This is a genomic window from Micromonospora marina (assembly GCF_900091565.1).
GTDB lineage: Bacteria > Actinomycetota > Actinomycetes > Mycobacteriales > Micromonosporaceae > Micromonospora > Micromonospora marina.
This window is the reverse complement of record NZ_FMCV01000011.1, coordinates 12511-30866: the sequence shown is the minus strand read 5'-3', so window position 1 is coordinate 30866 and position 18356 is coordinate 12511. Positions and strand designations below refer to the sequence as shown.

16 protein-coding genes are annotated in these 18356 nt (G+C 73.3%); 3 read left to right on the top strand and 13 right to left on the bottom strand.

Annotated features, from left to right (window positions below; genetic code table 11):
• Positions 1-1373 (bottom strand): HAMP domain-containing protein (locus GA0070215_RS14765; protein WP_141708201.1); only part of this gene is annotated, 1373 nt, incomplete at its 3' end.
• Positions 1374-1543: 170 nt separating this feature from the next.
• Here GA0070215_RS14765 and GA0070215_RS14760 point away from each other — a divergent pair.
• Complete coding sequence (locus tag GA0070215_RS14760; RefSeq protein WP_026268765.1) at positions 1544-3604, top strand: SpoIIE family protein phosphatase; 2061 nt, start codon at positions 1544-1546, stop codon at positions 3602-3604.
• 447 nt (positions 3605-4051) lie between these two features.
• Here GA0070215_RS14760 and GA0070215_RS14755 read toward each other — a convergent pair whose 3' ends face one another.
• Positions 4052-5605: an FAD-binding oxidoreductase gene (locus tag GA0070215_RS14755; RefSeq protein ID WP_244167003.1), complete on the bottom strand. Its 1554-nt coding sequence runs from the start codon at positions 5603-5605 to the stop codon at positions 4052-4054.
• Positions 5606-5704: 99 nt separating this feature from the next.
• On the opposite strand from GA0070215_RS14755, the gene GA0070215_RS14750 reads away from it, so the two are divergent.
• Entirely contained in the window at positions 5705-7798 is a 2094-nt protein-coding gene (locus GA0070215_RS14750; RefSeq protein ID WP_091046385.1) for a S9 family peptidase, read from the top strand.
• An 84-nt stretch (positions 7799-7882) separates the two neighbouring features.
• Here the strand turns inward: GA0070215_RS14750 and GA0070215_RS14745 are convergent, their stop codons facing one another.
• Positions 7883-8830 carry a threonine ammonia-lyase gene (locus GA0070215_RS14745; RefSeq protein WP_091046382.1) on the bottom strand — a complete coding sequence of 316 codons (948 nt, stop codon included), beginning with the start codon at positions 8828-8830 and terminating at the stop codon, positions 7883-7885.
• A 22-nt stretch (positions 8831-8852) separates the two neighbouring features.
• Here GA0070215_RS14745 and GA0070215_RS28450 point away from each other — a divergent pair, with 22 nt between their 5' ends.
• Complete coding sequence (locus tag GA0070215_RS28450; RefSeq protein ID WP_018789109.1) at positions 8853-8996, top strand: hypothetical protein; 144 nt, start codon at positions 8853-8855, stop codon at positions 8994-8996.
• 3 nt (positions 8997-8999) lie between these two features.
• On the opposite strand, the gene GA0070215_RS14740 is transcribed toward GA0070215_RS28450, so the two are convergent.
• From GA0070215_RS14740 to GA0070215_RS14695, 10 genes are all read right to left on the bottom strand, one after another.
• On the bottom strand, positions 9000-10511 hold the full coding sequence (locus GA0070215_RS14740) for an FtsX-like permease family protein (protein WP_091046378.1): 1512 nt from the start codon (positions 10509-10511) through the stop codon (positions 9000-9002).
• On the bottom strand, positions 10508-11209 hold the full coding sequence (locus GA0070215_RS14735; protein ID WP_018789111.1) for an ABC transporter ATP-binding protein: 702 nt from the start codon (positions 11207-11209) through the stop codon (positions 10508-10510). Before GA0070215_RS14735 ends, GA0070215_RS14740 begins: the two co-directional genes overlap by 4 nt.
• Positions 11206-11742, bottom strand: coding sequence for a PadR family transcriptional regulator (locus GA0070215_RS14730; RefSeq protein ID WP_018789112.1), 537 nt, complete (start codon positions 11740-11742; stop codon positions 11206-11208). Before GA0070215_RS14730 ends, GA0070215_RS14735 begins: the two co-directional genes overlap by 4 nt.
• A 73-nt stretch (positions 11743-11815) precedes the next feature.
• Positions 11816-12382 carry a TIGR03086 family metal-binding protein gene (locus GA0070215_RS14725; RefSeq protein WP_091046375.1) on the bottom strand — a complete coding sequence of 189 codons (567 nt, stop codon included), beginning with the start codon at positions 12380-12382 and terminating at the stop codon, positions 11816-11818.
• Positions 12383-12653: 271 nt separating this feature from the next.
• Positions 12654-14192 carry a SpoIIE family protein phosphatase gene (locus tag GA0070215_RS14720; RefSeq protein ID WP_026268768.1) on the bottom strand — a complete coding sequence of 513 codons (1539 nt, stop codon included), beginning with the start codon at positions 14190-14192 and terminating at the stop codon, positions 12654-12656.
• 2 nt (positions 14193-14194) lie between these two features.
• Positions 14195-15541, bottom strand: coding sequence for a sensor histidine kinase (locus GA0070215_RS14715; RefSeq protein WP_091046372.1), 1347 nt, complete (start codon positions 15539-15541; stop codon positions 14195-14197).
• On the bottom strand, positions 15538-16551 hold the full coding sequence (locus GA0070215_RS14710) for a SpoIIE family protein phosphatase (RefSeq protein ID WP_091046653.1): 1014 nt from the start codon (positions 16549-16551) through the stop codon (positions 15538-15540). The genes GA0070215_RS14715 and GA0070215_RS14710 overlap by 4 nt, the downstream gene beginning before the upstream one ends.
• Positions 16548-16967 carry an ATP-binding protein gene (locus tag GA0070215_RS14705; protein WP_018789117.1) on the bottom strand — a complete coding sequence of 140 codons (420 nt, stop codon included), beginning with the start codon at positions 16965-16967 and terminating at the stop codon, positions 16548-16550. The genes GA0070215_RS14710 and GA0070215_RS14705 overlap by 4 nt, the downstream gene beginning before the upstream one ends.
• Entirely contained in the window at positions 16964-17374 is a 411-nt protein-coding gene (locus GA0070215_RS14700) for an STAS domain-containing protein (protein WP_091046369.1), read from the bottom strand. The genes GA0070215_RS14705 and GA0070215_RS14700 overlap by 4 nt, the downstream gene beginning before the upstream one ends.
• Positions 17374-18234, bottom strand: coding sequence for an STAS domain-containing protein (locus tag GA0070215_RS14695; protein ID WP_026268770.1), 861 nt, complete (start codon positions 18232-18234; stop codon positions 17374-17376). The genes GA0070215_RS14700 and GA0070215_RS14695 overlap by 1 nt, the downstream gene beginning before the upstream one ends.
• Positions 18235-18356: the final 122 nt, after the last annotated feature.

The following is an 18356-nucleotide window of genomic DNA, read 5'->3' as shown; positions in this document are numbered from 1 at the left end:
GCCTGACCACCCAGCTTGCCCTCGGTACCCACCTCGCGGGCCACCCGGGTCACCTCGTCGGCGAACGACGACAGCTGGTCCACCATCGTGTTGACGGTGTTCTTCAACTCCAGGATCTCGCCCTGCGCGTCCACGGTGATCTTCTGACCCAGGTCACCCTTGGCGACCGCCGTGGAGACCTGGGAGATGTTGCGGACCTGGCTGGTCAGGTTGCCGGCGAGCTGGTTGACGTTCTCGGTGAGGTCGCGCCAGGTGCCGGAGACGCCACGCACCTGCGCCTGGCCGCCCAGCTTGCCCTCGATGCCCACCTCGCGGGCCACCCGGGTCACCTCGTCGGCGAACGACGAGAGCTGGTCCACCATCGTGTTCACGGTGTCCTTCAGCTCCAGGATCTCGCCCTGCGCGGCCACCGTGATCTTCTGCGACAGGTCACCCTTGGCGACAGCGGTCGACACCTGCGCGATGTTGCGCACCTGCGCGGTCAGGTTCGACGCCATCGAGTTGACGTTGTCGGTCAGGTCCTTCCAGGTTCCCGCCACACCCGGCACCTCGGCCTGGCCGCCGAGCTTGCCCTCGGTGCCCACCTCGCGGGCCACCCGGGTCACCTGCTCGGCGAACAGCCGCAGCGTGTCGGTGAGCGAGTTCATCGTGTCGGCCAGCTCGGCCACCTCGCCGCGCGCCCCGACCGTGATCTTCTGCGACAGGTCACCCTTCGCGACGGCTGTGGCCACCTGGGAGATCGACCGCACCTGCCCGGTGAGGTTCGACGCCATGGTGTTCACCGAGTCGGTGAGGTCCTTCCAGGTGCCGGCCACCCCACGAACGTCGGCCTGGCCACCCAGTTTTCCCTCGGTGCCCACCTCACGCGCCACCCGGGTCACCTCGTCGGCGAACGACGAGAGCTGGTCCACCATCGTGTTCACGGTCCGGCCGATGCGCAGGTACTCACCGCGAAGCGGGCGACCGTCTATCTCCAGCGCCATGTGCTGGGAGAGATCGCCGTCGGCCACCGCCACGATGACCCGGGCGATCTCCGTGGTCGGCCGGCCCAGGTCGTCGATGAGCGAGTTGACCGCCCGCTGCCCCTCCGCCCAGGAGCCGTCCAGGCCCTCGTCGTCCAGACGCTCGGTGAGCCGGCCGTCGCGGCCGACGATCCGGCTGATCCGCCGCAGGTCCAGGTGCTGCCGTTCCTGCAACGACACCACGTCGTTGAAGGCGTCGGCGACCTCACCGGGCAGTCCCGCCCGCCGGGCCAGGCGCACCCGCAGATCGCCGCGTCCCACCCGGCGCAGCGCCTCGACCAGTTCGCCGAGGATCACCTCGTGGTCGGACGCGGACGGGTCCGCGGTCACCGACTGATTCACCGTGGCCATCGTTCCTCGCTCCGCTCGGGCTCGTGCGGTCACACGGGCCATCCCATCATTGTGCCGCGCGATCCGTCGAGGTCACCGCGTGTGATCGCGCGTCACGCGCGGTATCGACCCGGGTGGCGGGTTCGGCCTGATGCTTGGCACCCGGGGTGGGCGCGGTGGAGGATACGAAGGTGTCAGCGGAGGCAGGGCCGATCAGCGGCGGCGCGGACGAGCGCGTCCGCCGGGTCCGTCTCCCCGCCGACCGCCGCACCCCGGCGGCGGCCCGCGCGCTGGTCCGCACCATGCTGCTCGAAGCCCGGCTCCCCGAGCTGCTGAACGAGGCGCTGCTGCTCACCACCGAGCTGACCACCAACGCCGTCGAACACGCGCGCACCGAACTGGACATCGAGGTCGACACCGATCGCAACGGCCTCACCGTGACCGTCACCGACTTCGCCTCCGGCCCGGTCGACGAGCTGATCGTGGGTGTGCGCAACACCACCTCCGACATCACCGAGGTCGCCGCCCGCGGGCGCGGCCTGCTGCTCGTCGACCACTTCTCCAGCCGGTGGGGCACCACCTACCTGCCCACCGGCAAGGGCGTCTGGTTCCGCCTGGACCGGCCCGGCCCCGGCGGAACCGCCCGGCCGTCGGCCGGCCCGCTGCGCGTCGCCGCAGCGGAGGGAACCGGCGACGGTACGCCGAGCGCCGCGGCGATGAGCGACCTGATGCAGCTCACCCCCGACGCGTACGCCGACGACCCGCTGCCCGAGTTCGCGACCGGACTGCTGACCCGGGTCGCCGAGATGGTCGGCGCCGCCGGTGGCACGATCCGGCTGGACCGGGGCGACGGAACAGGCACCCGAGTCTTCGCCCGGTACGGCCGGCCGCCGCGCGAGGGCAACGAACTGCTGCGCGTACCGCTCGCGGTGCACCGCCCGTACGCCGGCGAACTGGAACTGGACGCGGCGCCCTCGGCGTACGCCCGGCCGCTGGCCGTGCTGACCGCCGAGCGGCTGTCGCTGCACCTGGAGAACGACCGGCTGCGCCGCGCCGACGTACGCCGCTCCACCTGGCTGACGTTCCTGGCCGAGGCGAGCGAACTGCTCGCCCAGTCGCTCGACGTCGAGCTGACCATGGCGCTCATCCCGCAGCTCGTGGTGCCCCGGCTCGGCCAGTGGTGCGCCGTGCACACCACCGACGAGTGGGGACGGCTGCGCCTGGCCGCATCCAGCCACGCGGACGAGGCGATGCTGCCGCAGCTGCACCGGATCCTCCAGGAGACCGGCCCCGACTCGATCCAGTCCCGGCTGCGCGAGGCGTCCCGCAACGCCGCGCAGGTGCCGCTCGGCGGGCCGATGGAGGGCTTCGCCGTGCCGCTGATCGCCCGCGGCCAGCGGCTCGGCACCCTCGCCGTGGGCCGGCACCAGCGGCACCGGCACGACCCCGACGAGGTCTCGGTGCTGGAGGACGTCGCCCGCCGCGCCGCCCTCGCCATCGAGAACGCCCGCATCCACGCCGAGCGCCGCCGGGTCGCCCAGACGCTCCAGCAGTCGCTGCTGCCGCCGGTGCTCCCGGTGGTCGAGGGCATCGGCTTCGCCGCCGAGTACGTCCCGACCGGCGACGACGCGGAGGTCGGCGGCGACTTCTACGACGTGCTCCCGCTGCCGGACGGCCGCTGGCTCGTGGTGGTCGGCGACGTGTCCGGCAAGGGCGTGCAGGCCGCCGCCGTGACCGGCCTGGTCCGGGACGTGATCCGGGTGCTCGTCGGCGACGGCAAACCGCTGCCCGAGGTGCTCGGCCGGCTCAACGAGACGCTCGTGGAGCGCGGCGGCGGACGCTACTGCACGCTGGCGCTGGCGGCTGTCGCACCCGGCGACGGCGACCACCTGGACGTCTCCCTGCACCTGGCCGGCCACGACCGCCCGGTGCTGCTGCACGGCGGTGGTGGTGCGACGTTCGTCGGCGCGGGCGGTACGGCGCTGGGCCTGCTCGACACGATCACCACGCCGACCGCCGAGCTGACGCTCAAGCCCGGTGACGCGCTGATCTTCTACACCGACGGGGTCACCGAGCGGCGGCGCGGACGGGAGCTGTTCGGCACCGACCGCTTGCGCGAGTCGGCGGCGCCGCTGGCCGGATACTCGGCCGACGTGGTGGCCGCCCGGCTGCGCGCCGCCACCATCGCCTTCTCGGTGGAGCCCCCACGCGACGACATAGCCGTCCTGGTCCTGAGAAATGACACCCCCTAGCCCTCCCACCCGCCGCCCCGCCCTGCCCCGCGCCGTCGATGCCCCGCCCCGTCGATGCCCCGCGCCGTCGATGCCCCGCCCCGTCGATCATGAAGTTGGCTGCTCAATTAGCCCGATTCCTCCCCGCCAACTTCATGATCAGCTCACCTTGGCGCGCCACCGGACGCCCCAAGGCCGCCCGTCGGCGCGCTTCAGCCCGCCCATCGGCGATGATCAAGGAGTTTGTGTCCCTGCGGGGCGCGAAATCCGACGCAAAGCCCTTGATCACCGGGGTGAGGTAGGGCGCGCGGGGACGCGGGTGGTGCCGAGGCTGTGTGCAGGATCGGGGCGCCCGGACGGGCGGGAGTACCCGGCGGGCACCGTCGAGCCGGCGCCGGCACGGGTGTGCCCGGACGCCGTCAGGCTGGCGCCCGGGGACAGGCTGGCGCCCGGGAGGGCACGGGTTGGTCAGAGGCCGCCGGGGAGGCGGCCGGGGGCCAGGCGGTGGTGCGGGTCCAGGTGCGCCTTGGCGCTGCGCAGGCGCGGCAACGCGGGCAGCTCGCCCCACAGGTCCACGGCACGGCGCACCGCCGCGGGCGCGGACACCACGACACACCGGCCCCGCCGGGCGATCAGCACACTGCGGACCGCGGTGAGGATGGAGGCGACCCGCTCGGGCGGCAACGCGCCGGACAGGGCGGCGTGGACGGTGCCCGAGCCGGCCGAGCCGCGTACCGGCACCGGGGCGCCGGCGGCGTCACGCAGCGCGTAGACGGCGGCGTGCAGGTCGCCTATCGGCACCTCGATGCGCAGCGCGGTGTCTCCCGGCGCAAACGGGTAGCGCCCCCACCACTCCGGCGCGTGGTGGCTGACCATCGCCTCGGCGCCGAGGACGGCGGTGAGCCGTTCGGCCCGCTCGATCACGTCGGCCGGGCCGCCCTCCAGCAACATCACCAGGCCGCCCGCAGCGGGTCGCCCGGTCACGGCCGGATGGTCGGGGCGGTTGACCACCGACGGGTGCGTCGGCGGAATGCGGCGCCGGGGCAGCGGCACCGGCACCGGCAGGTCCAGTTCGACGGCGGCCGGATCGACGCCCGCAGCCAGGACGACCCGGACCAGGTCGTGCACCTCCAGCGGCGTCCAGACCGGGCGGGACACCCAGAGCCGCCCGGCCGGGAGGGCGTGCACCCGCATGGTGGCCGAGACCAGCACGCCGAGCCCGCCCTGCGAGCCGCAGAGCAGCCGGGCCACGTCGAGCCCGGGCACGTCGCCCCGCCCGAGGATCGCGTCCCCGCCACCCGGCTCGTCGCCGAACACACCACCGGCGCCCCAGCCCACGCCACCCGCCGGACCGCTGGCCCGCCGCCCGGATCCACCCGCGCCACCATCGGCACCACCACCGTCGCCCGCCGGACCGCACCCGCCGGACCGGCCACCGCCCACCGGGGCGGCCCGGCCCAGCGCCTGCGTGCCGGACTCGCCGACGCTCACCAACTCACCGTCGGCGTCGAGGTAGCGCACCCCGACGAGTTGGGCGCACGGGCTGCCGTGCCGGTGCCGCAGCGGACCGGACTCGTCGGCGGCGAGCACCCCGCCGAGCGTCGCGCCCGGCGAGGGCGCGTCGACCGGCAGCCGCCGGTTGGTGCGGGCCAGCGTGGCCTGGACGGCGCGCAGCGGCGTACCGGCGCCGATCTCGGCCACCGCCGCGTCGCGCGGCTCGTGCCAGACCCCGGCGAGCCGGCCGGTGTCGAGCATGATGTCCACCTGCTCCGGTGCGGCACCCCAGTCGATCTTCGTGCCGGCGCCGCGGGGCACCACTGTCAGGTCGTGCGCCGCGGCCAGCCGCAACACCTCCGCGGCGGCGTGCGGGCCGCCCGGCACCGCCACCCAACGAGCGGTACGGCCGGCCACCTCGTCGGCCGGGCCGGCGAAGCGGGCGAACGGGTCACCGCAGATCGCGGCCAGCTTCCGGGTGATGTCGAGGGCTTCCAGTCGATCGGTGGAACGTGCCGCATCCGCCATGGCGGTTATCGTACACATGTTCGAAAGACCTGGCGGTGAGTCGCGGGATTCGGCCGGCGGCGAGCCCGGCGGCGGCCCGCCGACCGGTAACGTGGCGCCGTGACCGAAACCCCACCGCCCGTCGCCAAGCGCGTCCCGACCGAGCGCGTCCATCACGGTGACACAGTCCTCGACGAGTACGCCTGGCTCGCCACCAAGGACGACCCGGACACGATCGCGTACCTGAACGCCGAGAACGCGTACACCGAGGCGCGCACCGCCCACCTGGCCGGGCTGCGCGCGGAGCTGTTCGAGGAGACGCGCCGGCGCACCCAGGAGACCGACCTGTCGGTGCCGACCCGCAAGGACGGCTACTGGTACTACACCCGCACGGTCGAGGGCCAGCAGTACGGCGTGCACTGCCGGCGCGCGGTCCGGCCGGGCGAGACGGCGCCCCCGGTCAGCGCGGACGGCGCCCCGCTCGACGGCGAGGAGGTGCTGCTCGACGGCAACCAGCTCGCCGCGGGGCATGACTTCTTCTCCCTCGGCGCGTTCGACGTCAGCCCGGACGGGCGCTGGCTGGCCTACTCCACCGACTTCTCCGGCGACGAGCGCTTCACGCTGCGGATCAAGGATCTGACCACCGGTGAGTCGTTGCCGGACGAGGTGCCGGACACGTTCTACGGCACCGCGTGGTCCAGCGACGCGTCCACGCTGTTCTACGTCACGGTAGACGAGACGTGGCGGCCGAACCGGGTCTGGCGGCACACCGTCGGCACCGCGTCCACCGAGGACGTGGTGGTACACCAGGAGGACGACGAGCGGTTCTGGGTCGGGGTCGAGCTGACCCGCTCGGAGCGCTTCGTGGTCATCGACATCCACAGCAAGATCACCAGCGAGGTGTGGGTGATCCCGGCGTCCAACCCGACCGGCGAGCCCGCCGTCGTGGCCCCGCGGCGTCAGGGCATCGAGTACGCGGTGGAGCACCACGGCCACCGTTTCCTGATCCTGCACAACGACGGCGCGGAGGACTTCGCGCTGGCGTACACCTCGGCGGACGCGCCGGGCGAGTGGGAGCCGTTGATCCCGCACACACCGGGCACCCGGCTGGAGGCGGTCGACGCGTTCGAGCACCACCTCGTGGTGTCACTGCGCGCCAACGGACTGACCGGCCTGCGGGTGTTGCCGGTGGGCAGCGACGACAGCTGGGACATCGACTTCCCCGAACCGATCTACAGCGTGGGGCTGGACGCGAACCCGGAGTACCGCACGAAGGAGGTACGGCTGCGCTACACCTCGCTCGTCACCCCCGACTCGGTCTACGACTACGACCTCCTCACCCGGGAGCTGACGTTGCGCCGGCAGAAGCCGGTCCGCCCCGGGCCGGACGGACGCGCGTACGACCCGGCCGACTACGAGCAGCACCGGGACTGGGCGCTCGCCGACGACGGCACGCGCGTACCGATCTCGCTCGTCTGCCGCCGTGACCTGCCCCGCGACGGCTCGGCGCCCGCCGTCATCTACGGCTACGGCTCGTACGAGGCGAGCATGGACCCGTGGTTCTCGATCGCCCGGCTGAGCCTGCTCGACCGCGGCGTGATCTTCGCGGTGGCGCACATCCGGGGCGGCGGCGAGTTGGGCCGGCGCTGGTACGACGAGGGCAAGCTGCTGGCCAAGAAGAACACGTTCACCGACTTCGTGGCCTGCGCCCGACACCTGGTCAAGGCGGGCTGGACGGCGAGCGACCGGCTCGTCGCCCGGGGCGCCTCGGCCGGCGGCCTGCTGATGGGCGCGGTGGCGAACCTCGCCCCGGACGCGTTCACCGGCATCGTCGCGCAGGTGCCGTTCGTGGACGCGCTCACCTCGATCCTCGACCCGTCGCTGCCGTTGACGGTCACCGAGTGGGAGGAGTGGGGCAACCCGCTCGACGACCCCGAGGTCTACGCGTACATGAAGTCGTACACGCCGTACGAGAACGTGACCACCGCCGAGTACCCGGCCATCCTGGCGGTCACCAGCCTCAACGACACCCGCGTGCTCTACCACGAGCCGGCCAAGTGGATCGCCCGGCTGCGGTCGCTCGCGCCGGCCGGTGACTACCTGCTCAAGACCGAGATGGGCGCGGGCCACGGCGGCCCCAGCGGCCGGTACGACTCCTGGCGCGAGGAGGCGTTCGTCAACGCCTGGATCCTCGACCGCGTCGGCCGCGCCTGAGGTGTAAGGAAGGGCCCCTTATTAACAGACGTCTGTTAATAAGGGGCCCCTCCTCTACCGGAGACGTTAAAAGGGGGCCCTTCCTTACACCTGGGCGAGCGCGGCGGACAGCACGTGCGGGTCGGCGTTGCCGCCGGTCACGACCGCTACGGTGCGGCCGGCCGGAAGTTCGTCGCGGTGGAACAGCCGGGCGGCCAGGGCGACCGCGCCGCTCGGCTCGGCCACCAGCCGGGCGTCCCGGAGCAGCCGGCCGGTGGCCGCCATGATCTCGTCCTCGGTCACCGTGACGATGCCGTCGAGCCGGTCGCGCAGGTGGGCCAGAGTCAACGCGGACAGGCTGGTCCGCAGACCGTCGGCACAGGTCCGGTAGGTGCGTTCGACGTCCCAGACCACCACCTCGCCGGCGGCGAGCGACTCCCGGGCGTCGGCGGCAAGCGCCGGCTCCACTCCGATCACGGCGGCGGACGGGCGCAGCGACTTGACCGCGGTGGCCACGCCGGAGCCGAGCCCGCCGCCGCCGACCGGAACCAGCACCACGTCCACGTCCGGCAGGTCGCTGACGATCTCCAGCCCGACCGTGCCCTGGCCGGCGATGACCGCCGGGTGGTCGAACGGCGGTACGAGCGTCGCGCCGGTCCCGGCCGCGATCCGCTCGGCCTCGGCGAGCCGCCCAGCGGGCGGCACCAGCCGCACGTCCGCGCCCAGCGCCCGCATCCGGGCCACCTTGATCTCGGGCGCACCCTCGGGGACCACCACAGTGCAGGGCGCGCCGAGGGCGCGGGCCGCGTACGCCAGGGCCTGCCCGTGGTTCCCCGACGAGTGGGTGACCACCCCTCGGCCCCGGGTGGCCGGGTCGAGCCGGGCCACCGCGTGGGTGGCCCCGCGCAGCTTGAACGACCCGACCGGTTGCAGGTTCTCCGGCTTGAGCCACAGCCCGTCGTCCCAGGGCGCCGGCATCAGCGGAGTCCGCAGCACGGTGCCGGCGACGTCCTCTGCGGCGGCGCGAACATCGGCGATCGAGATCAGCTCCATCGCACCAACCTAGACTGCCGGAATGAGCGAGGAGGAGTCCTCGGTGGGGCGGCGGGGACCGGCGTGGCTGGTCCTCGTGGTGGTCGCCGCCGCGCTTGTCGTCTGCTGCTGCTCGACGGTGATCGGCCTGGCCGTCGCCGGCTCCGCCGGGCTGCTCGGCCGCTGATCGTCAGGTGCTGCGCAGTTCCTCCACCGACGTCGCGGCGCGCAGGAACAGCAGTCCGGCCACGACCGTGCCCAGCACCGCCGCCAGCCCGCCCGCCGCGAGCCAGGCCAGCTGATCCCACGGTACGTCCGGCGGGATGGTGGTCTCCGGCACCCATTCGGTACGGGTGTACCGCGCCGCCGTGGCCGGATCGCCGCACAGTTCCGTACCGGCGTCGCAGATCGTCTGCGCGAAGCCGCCGGTGCTCGGTGCCGGCATGACGCCTCGGACCAGCAGGTAGCCGACCGTCAACGCGAGCCCGATCGCGGGTACGGCGGGGGCGAGCGCGGCCCAGAGCAGTGACCGGGCGATGGTGGCGCGTGGCACGCCGGTCGCCACCTGCGCCGCGTACGCCCGTCGCCGGCTGGTGATCCCCTCGACCACCGCCACGAGAAGCCCGCCGCCGGCGATCGCCATCGCCACCACGACCGCGAGGTCGACGAGATCCATCGCGCCGAGGAAGAAGTCCGGGTCGGCCAGTCCGGAACCGGTGCGGCGGGTCAGCTCGGCCTGGGCCTGGAAGTCGGCTCGCATCCCCGCGGCACCGGCGCCGAAGATCAGCGCGGCCAGCAACGCGGCGAAGGTGCGGCTGCCGGCCCACGGGTCGGCGGCCAGCCGGCGGGCGGCGAGCAGGGCGGCCGGGCCGCGTCCGTGCCGGTGCAGCAGCCGCCCGGTGTGGTACGAGATCCAGCCGGTCCCGGACACGACGCCGATCATGGCGGTCAGCCCGCCGAGGACGAGCAACGTCGGCACCAGCCAGTCGGGGTCCACGGCGCCACGCCGTTCGTACCAGAGCAGCAGCGGGCGGATCGCGGCGAACATCGCCAGCGCGGCGAGGATGAGCGCGCCCGGCCACGGCCAGGGCGCCTGGGTGCGGACCTTACGTACGACGCCGAACGGGGTGGTGGCGACCGGCCGCAGCAGCAACGCGCTGATCAGTGCGGCGGCTAGCGGCAGGCCGAGCACGACGGCGGCCACCGCCACCGGCGCCGGGTGCACGTCGGTGGGTAGTGGCAGCCGCCCGGCCGCGTCGGGCCGGTGCAGCAGCCGGCGCCCGGCCAGGAAGACGGCCAGGCCGGCGAGGGTGCCGAGCAGGCTAGCCACGCCGGTCTCGGCGACCGCGACCCGGGTGACCTGCCCGGGGGTGGCACCGGCCAGCCGGAGCGCGGCGAGCCGCCGGTCCCGGCCCGGCGCGCCGAGTCGGGCGCACTGCCCGGCCAGCCCCAGGACCGGTACGCAGAGCAGCAGCAACGCGAACGCCACACCGGGACGCAGGCCGGGTTCCCGGAGCAAGGCGTTCGTGTACTGCTCGGACTGCGTCCAGGCATCGCCGGGCGGCTTCACCACCGACAGCACTGTGAGCGCGGCCAGGCCGGCCAGCGTTGCCAGCGCAGCGCTCAGCGCCGTGAGCAGCACCCGCGCGACGTCGGTGCGGGTGCCGGCCACCGCGAGTCGCAGCAGCGTCGCCGGCCTCACCGTGACCCGCCCGGCAACGCCGGGTCGAGCCCGAGCCCGGTGTGGTCGATCATGCCGTCGCGCAGGCTGACCTCCCGGTCCGCGTACGCGGCGATGCGCGGCTCGTGCGTCACCAGCACGACTGTGGTGTTCTGCTCGCGGGCCAGCCGGACCAGTTGGGTGAGCACCTGCTCGCCGGCCAGCGTGTCGAGCGCCCCGGTCGGCTCGTCGGCGAAGATCACCCGTGGTTCGGTGACGAGCGCCCGGGACAGCGCGCAGCGTTGCTGCTGCCCGCCGGACATCTCACCGGGCCGGGCGTCGGCGACGTCGGCCACGCCGAGCCGGTCGAGCCAGGCCAGCGCCGCGGTCCGCGCCGCTCGCCGCCCCGTGCCGGCGAGCAACAGCGGAAGCGCGACGTTCTCCGCGGCGGTCAGCTCGGCGACGAGCTGACCGAACTGGAGCAGCACCCCGAATTCGGTACGGCGAAGCCGGGAGCGGGCCGCCTCCGACCACGTGTCGATCCGTTCTCCGCGCCAGGTGACCTGACCGGCGTCGGGGCGCAGGATGCCGGCGAGGCAGTGCAGCAGCGTGGACTTGCCGCAGCCGCTCGGGCCGGTGACCGCGACGATCTCGCCTTCGGACACGTCGAGCGTCACACCGCGCAGTGCGGGGGTGTGACCGTAGGCGCGGACCACTCCGCGCGCTTGCAGGAACGTCACGAGCGCACCTCCCGGTGCCAGTCGGTGACCCGGTCCAGGGTGGTGTGCAGCCACCGGAGATCGGCGTCGAGGTGGGCGATGGCGAAGTCGGCGGCGACCACCTCGTCGATGCGGGCGGCGGGGGCGGTCTTCAGCGCGGTCAGTTCACGCAGGCGTTGCGTGTGCGCCCGCCGTTGCGCGATCAGGTAGGCGCGGGCCTGATTGACGTCGGCCACCAGGAGCGCGACCGCCACCTTGGCGAAGAGCGTGCTGGCCACGTACGGCATCGGCGGTTCGACGGTGCCGAGCCAGTGGTCCAGCGTCGCCCGTCCGTCGTCGGTGAGCGCGTACGAGGTGCGGTCCGGGCCGCCCTCGCGGGTCTGCCCGGCCGTGGCCACGAGGCCATCGCGGCACAGGCGGGCCAGTGTCGCATAGACCTGCCCGAAGGCGAGCGGACGCGCGCAGGGCAGCCGCTCGTCGTGCGCGCGCTTCAGCTCGTAGCCGTGGCGCGGGCCGGCGGCGAGAAGACCGAGCAGGACGTGCGACGTGGACACGGCCCCACTATTCGCTGAGCGAATAGCGGTGTCAAGAGCGGCCCGCGCGGCGCACCACGCGGGCCGTCGGAGTTCAGCGGGTCCAGGCCGGGTCGCGCCCGGCCCGGCCGAGCAGGGCGTCCATGCTGTCCGGTGCCGCGTCGGTGGGCACCGGCGGGCCGAACGCGCCCATTTTCTGTCCCGTGTCGCCCATCCGGTCCATGAACTCGTGCCCCGCGGCCACCACCGCCGGGTCCACGGTCAGCTCCTGGCCGGTGGCCCGCGCCAGATCCCAGCCGTGGACGGTGAGGTCGATCAGGGCCATCATGCCGACCGTCTCCTGCGGCAGTCCCATGCCCGGGGAGACGCCCTCCTGGGTGGACGGGTCCGACCACGCCTCGGTCAGCCGGGCCGCCTCGGTCGCGAACCGGTCCCGCCAGCCGTCGGTCAGGTGGTCGGTCTTGCCGGACCAGTCGACCTCCTCCCGGCGGGCCAGCGCCTGGAAGTTGACCACCACGTCGAACACGTGGCCGAGCAGGTCGCGCACTGTGTAGTCCGGGCAGGGGGTGGGCAGGACGAGTTGGTCGTCGGAGATGCCGCGCACCACCACGGCCGTACGCGGTGCCGCGACGGCGAGCAGTTCACTGGTCCTCGTAGTCATGGGGGCCAGCGTATGAGGCGACCGCAGTGGTCGACGAGACGAAGCGCCGACCGGAACAGGTGCGGGAGAGCGCCGCCGTGGAGGCCATCCGGTGCCGAGGATCTCGTGGCCGCCGCCCGACGGCGGGAGGCATCCGGACCGCACACCGAAAGTGACGACTGCGGCGCGTCAGCCTGCCGATGCGCCGACGGCTGCAGAGCAGAGGGGACAGCGGTCCCTTCATCGGCAGACCGTGGAAACAACTCGACGTGACGGGGCACCGCGGTGCGACTCAACGACGGCGGACCGCCACCACCGCCACGTCGTCGTGGATCTCCGGCGGTGCCAGCTCGACGAGCAGCCGCCGGCAGAACCCGTCCAGGTCGTCGTCCACCCGGGTGGCCACCACGCCGAGCGCCGCCATGCCGTCGTCGATCGTGGCGTCCCGCCGCTCGATCAGCCCGTCGGTGTAGAGCACGAGCGTGGACCCGGCCGGCAGCACGAACTCCAGGTCCGGCGGGCGCGGCGCGCGTACGCCGAGCAGCGGCGCGGACTGCGTCACGAACTCGACCCGCCCGTCCCGGCTCAGCAGCGCCGGCAGGTGCCCGGCGCTGGCCATCCGGACCAGCCCGGTCGGCGGGTGCAGCAGCATGACGCAGATGGTGGCCAGCTCGGCCGGCAGCAGGTTGAGCATCAGCTCGTTGACCCGGTCCAGGATCACGCCCGGCTGGTGCCCCTCGACCGCGTACGCCCGCACCGCGTGCCGCAGCTCGGCCATCACCGTGGCGGCGTGCAGCGAGTGCCCGGCCACGTCACCGATCGCCACCAGCAGATGCCCGTCGAGCATCACCAGTTCGTAGAAGTCGCCGCCCACCTCGGTCTGCGCGCTCGCCGGCTCGTACCGGACGGCCAGGTCCAGGCCGACGACGTCGGGCAGCCGCTGCGGAAGCAGGCTGCGCTGCAACGTCACCGCGATCCGGTGCTCCTCGTCGAAGGACCGCTGCGCCTCCACGGCCGAGGCGACCGCCTGGGCGAGCTGCACCAGCACCGGCGTGCGTACGGTCTGGGTGGCGGTCGGCACCACCACGTAGAGCGGGGCCCGGTCCTCGCGCAGCCGGGACGCGGCCACCGTCACGGTGTCGCCCTCCGGCCAGCCGGTCAGCGCCCAGTTGGCCGGCTCGTCGACGCGCACCCGGGTGCCGATCGGCACACCGGTGTCGTCCACCACCCACGGCACGATGGTGGCCGGCGTGTACGGGTCGGACGCCACCCCGGCCAGGCAGTCCCCGTCGAACGTCTCCGCGACCACCGCCGCCGGAGCCTTGAAGATCCGTGCCGCGCCGCTCGCGGCGGCCTCCAGCAGCCGGACGAAGTTCGGCGACGCGTGCATCTCCACAGTGGCGTCGGCGAGCGCGGCGAGCCGTTCGGCAAGCTGCTCGGCCCGCCGCCGGGCCTGGTAGTACCGCAGCACCGCGTGGGCGGTGGCGACCAGTTCCTCCGGCTCGATCGGCTCGGCCAGGTAGGCGTCCGCGCCCCGGGTGAGGCCCTGCGCCCGGTCGACCACGTCGACCGCGTGCGCGGAGACGTGGACGACCGGGATCGACGGGTACGCCTCCTTGATCCGCTCGCACACCTCGAAGCCGCTCATGTCGGGCAGCCGCACGTCGAGCACCACGAGGTCGATGTGTTCCCGGGCCACCCGCTCCAGCGCCGCCGTGCCGTTGTCGGCCTCGACGGTGACGAAACCGGCCCGGGTCAGCCAGTTGACCAGCAGGTATCGCTTGGGGCCGCTGTCGTCGACCACGAGCACGGTCACCGGCCCGCTGTCCACCGTCACGCTCCGCCCGCGGGGAGGACCACTGTGAACCTGCTGCCCCGGCCGGATTCACTGGTCAGCTCCAGCGTCCCGCCGAGCAGCGTGATCAGCCGGCGCGCGTACGGCAGGCCGAGCCCGGTGCCACCGACCCGGGTCGTGCCGGGCACCTGGTAGAACTCCTCGAAGACCCGTTCGTGCAGCTCCGGCGGGATGCCCACGCCGGTGTCGGTGACCGACAGCGTCCACTGGTCGCCGCGGCGCTCGGCGCGCAGGCGCACCTCGCCGCGCTCGGTGAACTTCAGTCCGTTGTGCAGCAGGTTGCGCAGCACCTGGGCGAGCAGCACCTCGTCGGAGCGCACAGTGGCCGGTGCCGGCGGTTCCTCGACCACCAGCTCCACCGCGGGGCGCGAGGCGAGCGCCCGCAGCGTGCCGCGCAGCTGCCCGAACACCGCACGCAGGTCGACGTCGGACCAGTCCGGCTCGATCCGGCCCGACTCCGCCTTGGCCAGGTCGAGCAGCTCGTTGACCAGCCCCAGCAGGTCGCCCGCTGAGGACCGGATCAGCCCGACCTGGCGGGCCTGTTCGCCGGTGAGCGGGTCGGAGGCGGAGTCGGCGAGCAGCCGGGCCAGGCCGATGATCGCGGTGACCGGGGCACGCAGCTCGTGGCTGACGTTCGCCAGGAACCGGCTCTTGGACTCGCTCGCGGCCCGCAGCTGGGCGGACTTCTCGTCCAGCTCGGCGTAGAGCGCCACCACGCCGCGGTTGGTCTCCTCCAGCTCCTCGGTGAGCTGGTTGTAGAGCGCCATCACGCCCTGGTTGGTCTCCTGGAGTTCGGAGTTGAGCACCGCCAGCTCGTCGCGCTGGCTACGCACCTCGTCGAGGGCGGCGATGAGCTGCGCGTTCTGGGCGGCCAACTCGTCCAGCGCGGACCCCGGCGCGCGCTCGGCCAGCTCGACGCGGAGCTCGGCGGCGCGCACGGCCGTCAGCTCCTCGGCGTGGTCGGGCACTCGTCGGGACATCCTCACGACGGTATCGCCCTCGACGGCCAACACCCGCAACGTGTCCACCAGACGCGCGACGGCACCGGACTGCGGCTCGTACCGTCCACCGGGGAGCGGACGCAGCGGCGACAGGTCCACCTGGAGGACCCGGCGGCCGGTGGCGTCCCGGTCCAGGGCGAACGTCACGTCCGCGCCGTCGACCCCGTGCAACAGCTCGCGGGCCACCTCGCTGAGCGCGGTGGCGATCCGTACCTGGTCCTGGTGTTCCAGCCCGACCGCCGCGGCCACCTCCCGGCCACGCTGCCGGACCAGGAAGATGTCCTGCTCCACCCGGAGCGCGAGGTGCAGGAGGGGTTCGATCATGCCGCCCCCTGGGCGACCAGGACGCAGGCGTCGTCGCGGCGGACACCGGCGTCGCGCAGCAAGGTCGCGGCGGCCAGCAGCGGGTTGCGGCCGGCGAGCCCCGGATAGTCGTCCAGATCCCAGCGATCCACCACCCCGTCACTGTGCATGACCAGGGTGGCGTGGCGCGAGAAGGGGTAGTCGTATCCGCGGATCACCGGACGCTGGTGCCCGGCGATGCCCGGCAGCGAGACCAGTCCGCGCCGTCGCTCGCCGGACGCGACGATCATCGCGGCGATGTTGCCCAGCCCGGCGTAGCGGAGCACTCCGGCGGCCGGGTCCGGTTCGGCCACCGCGAGGGCGGCGCCCCGGGTGTGCGAGATGGCGGCGTGCAGGTGCCGCACCACGACGTCCGGCGGCCCGGCCGGCGCCGAGCGGAACGCGGACACGGCGGCACCTGTGGCGGCGGCGGCGAGCGGACCGTGGCCCAGCCCGTCGGAGACCAGCACCTGCCGCCGGCCGTCGACCTGCCGGACCGCGTACCCGTCGCCGCTGGTCTGCTCGCCGGTGATCGGCCGGGCCAGCCCGGCCGCCCAGTCCGGCTCCGGCGGTACGGCGTCCCAGACCTGGACGACCAGGACCGTGCCCTTCCCCGGTGACGAGTAGCCGTCGAAGCGGCTCGACTGCCTGACGATCGCGCCGAGCCCGATACCGAGCGTGCCGGCGGTGGAGTGGCCGTCGACGGAGGAGAGCGTGAGGTCGGCCATGCCGGGGCCGGAGTCGATCGCCACCAGCTCCACCCCGGCATGCCCGCCCCGGCGCGCCGGGCGCATCAGGAGCGTGCCCTCGCGGGCGTGCTTGACCAGGTTGCTGGTGATCTCGGCGGTGACGATGGCCAGGTCCGCGACGCGCGGCGCGCTCAGTTCGAGCTGCCGGCCGAGACGCTCGGCGGCCCGGCGCACGCTGCCGGCGGTCGCGCCGGTGTCGACCCGGAACCAGATGCCGTGGTCGGGCACCACGTCGGCGATCATCGTGACCACTTGGTGACGGTGATCCGCGTCCCCTCGCCGACAACGGTCCGGATGTCGAAGTCGTCGACGAGCCGGCGGGCGCCGCTGAGCCCCAGGCCCAGCCCGCCGCCGGTGGTGTAGCCGTCGGTGAGCGCCAGGTCGAGGTCCGGGATGCCCGGTCCCTCGTCGGCGAAGACGATCCGCACGCCGCGGCGGCGGCCGTCGGAGACCGTGCTCACCTCGGCGCTGCCCCCGCCGCCGTAGATCAGCGTGTTGCGGGCCAGCTCGCTGGCGGCGGTGACGAGCTTCGTCTGGTCGACCAGGGAGAGGCGGACGGAAACGGCTGTGGCACGCACCAACTGCCGGACCCGCACCACGTCCTCGTCGCTGCGGATCGCCTGGGTCGCCGGCACACCCAGGTCGACGCCCGTGGTCATGCCGTCGCCGTCGTCTCGGTGCCCTCGTCGTCGGCCGCCTCGTCCCAATCGTCGGCGCGGCTGGCCGCGACCAGCTCCATGCCGCGCTCGACGTTCAGCGCGGTACGGATGCCGTTGAGCGACAGCCCCAGCTCGACGAGCGTGATGGCGACGGCCGGGCGCATGCCGACCACCACCGTCTCGGCGTCCAGCACCTTCGAGATGGACGCGATGGTGGACAGCATCCGGCCGACGAACGAGTCGACGATGTCCAGCGCCGTGATGTCGATGATCACGCCGTGGCAGCCGGTGGCGACGATCCGTTCGGCCAGGTCCTCCTGCAACTGGATCGCCGTCTGGTCGGACATGTCGACCTGGATGGAGACCAGCAGGATGTCGCCGATCTTGAGGATCGGGACGCGTTCCATCAGGACTCCCGGCGCGGGCGGCGGGCGGTGGTCTCGACCCCGGTCAGGCGCAGCACGTGGCGCAGCGCGTCGGCGAGGCTCGCCTTGGTCGCGATGTCGCCGAACTCGATGCCGAGGGCCACGATCGTCTGCGCGATCTGCGGGCGGATGCCGGAGATGATGCAGTCGGCGCCCATCAGCCGGGCGGCCACCACGGTCTTGAGGATGTGCTGGGCGACCTGCGTGTCCACCGCCGGCACGCCGGTGATGTCGATGATCGCGTACGGCGAGCCGGTGTCGACCAGGGTCTGGAGCAGCCGCTCCATCACCACCTGGGCGCGGGCCGAGTCCAGCGTCCCGACCAGCGGGACGGCGACCACGCCCTCCCAGAGCTTCACCACCGGCGTGGACAGCTCCAGCAGCTGCTCCGCCTGGTCGGCGATCAGGCTCTCCCGGGCGCGGACGAACGTCTCGAAGGTGAACAGGCCCATCTGGTCGACGAGCGCGGAGAAGGAGACGAAGTCGCGCAGGGTCTCGTCGCCCTTCTCCTCCTCCATCAGCTCCAGCAGGGCGTCCTTGAGCGCGAACACGCTGATCGCGGTCTCGGTGGCGGAGAACCCCTGCCGGGCCCGGTTGGTGGACAGCTCGGACAGCACCGCCCGCAGCTCACCGCCGTGCTCGTCGGCCAGGTCTGCGACGCCCTGGCGGCCGGCGTCGACCAGCGCGCGGTGCAGCTCCTGGACCTGGCGGGCCAGCTCGGCGCGGCTCAGGCGACCGCGCAGCGAACTGGCGACGATCTCCGTCCAGCGGTTGGTCAACCGATCCGCGTGCTGACTGAGCAGGTGGGCGAGCCGACCACCCTGTTCGGCGCTCAATGCCATGCTGACCTCCCTGATTTGGACGGGCGGACTCTATCACCGGAGGCTGCGGCGCTACTTGTCGCGGAGCAAAGAATGATCGAGCGCACCCCGTTACCGCTCCCGTTCTGCGCGGCGCGCCCGTC

What these genes read in the sequence shown, in the direction of transcription:
- GA0070215_RS14725 (WP_091046375.1), bottom strand. Translation starts at nt 12,382, where the DNA reads ATGACTACGAGGACCAGTGAACTGCTCGCCGTCGCGGCACCGCGTACG.
- GA0070215_RS28450 (WP_018789109.1), top strand. Translation starts at nt 8,853, where the DNA reads ATGAGCGAGGAGGAGTCCTCGGTGGGGCGGCGGGGACCGGCGTGGCTG.
- GA0070215_RS14695 (WP_026268770.1), bottom strand. Translation starts at nt 18,234, where the DNA reads ATGGCATTGAGCGCCGAACAGGGTGGTCGGCTCGCCCACCTGCTCAGT.
- GA0070215_RS14745 (WP_091046382.1), bottom strand. Translation starts at nt 8,830, where the DNA reads ATGGAGCTGATCTCGATCGCCGATGTTCGCGCCGCCGCAGAGGACGTC.
- GA0070215_RS14705 (WP_018789117.1), bottom strand. Translation starts at nt 16,967, where the DNA reads ATGACCACGGGCGTCGACCTGGGTGTGCCGGCGACCCAGGCGATCCGC.
- GA0070215_RS14755 (WP_244167003.1), bottom strand. Translation starts at nt 5,605, where the DNA reads ATGGCGGATGCGGCACGTTCCACCGATCGACTGGAAGCCCTCGACATC.
- GA0070215_RS14700 (WP_091046369.1), bottom strand. Translation starts at nt 17,374, where the DNA reads ATGGAACGCGTCCCGATCCTCAAGATCGGCGACATCCTGCTGGTCTCC.
- GA0070215_RS14715 (WP_091046372.1), bottom strand. Translation starts at nt 15,541, where the DNA reads ATGATCGAACCCCTCCTGCACCTCGCGCTCCGGGTGGAGCAGGACATC.
- GA0070215_RS14710 (WP_091046653.1), bottom strand. Translation starts at nt 16,551, where the DNA reads ATGATCGCCGACGTGGTGCCCGACCACGGCATCTGGTTCCGGGTCGAC.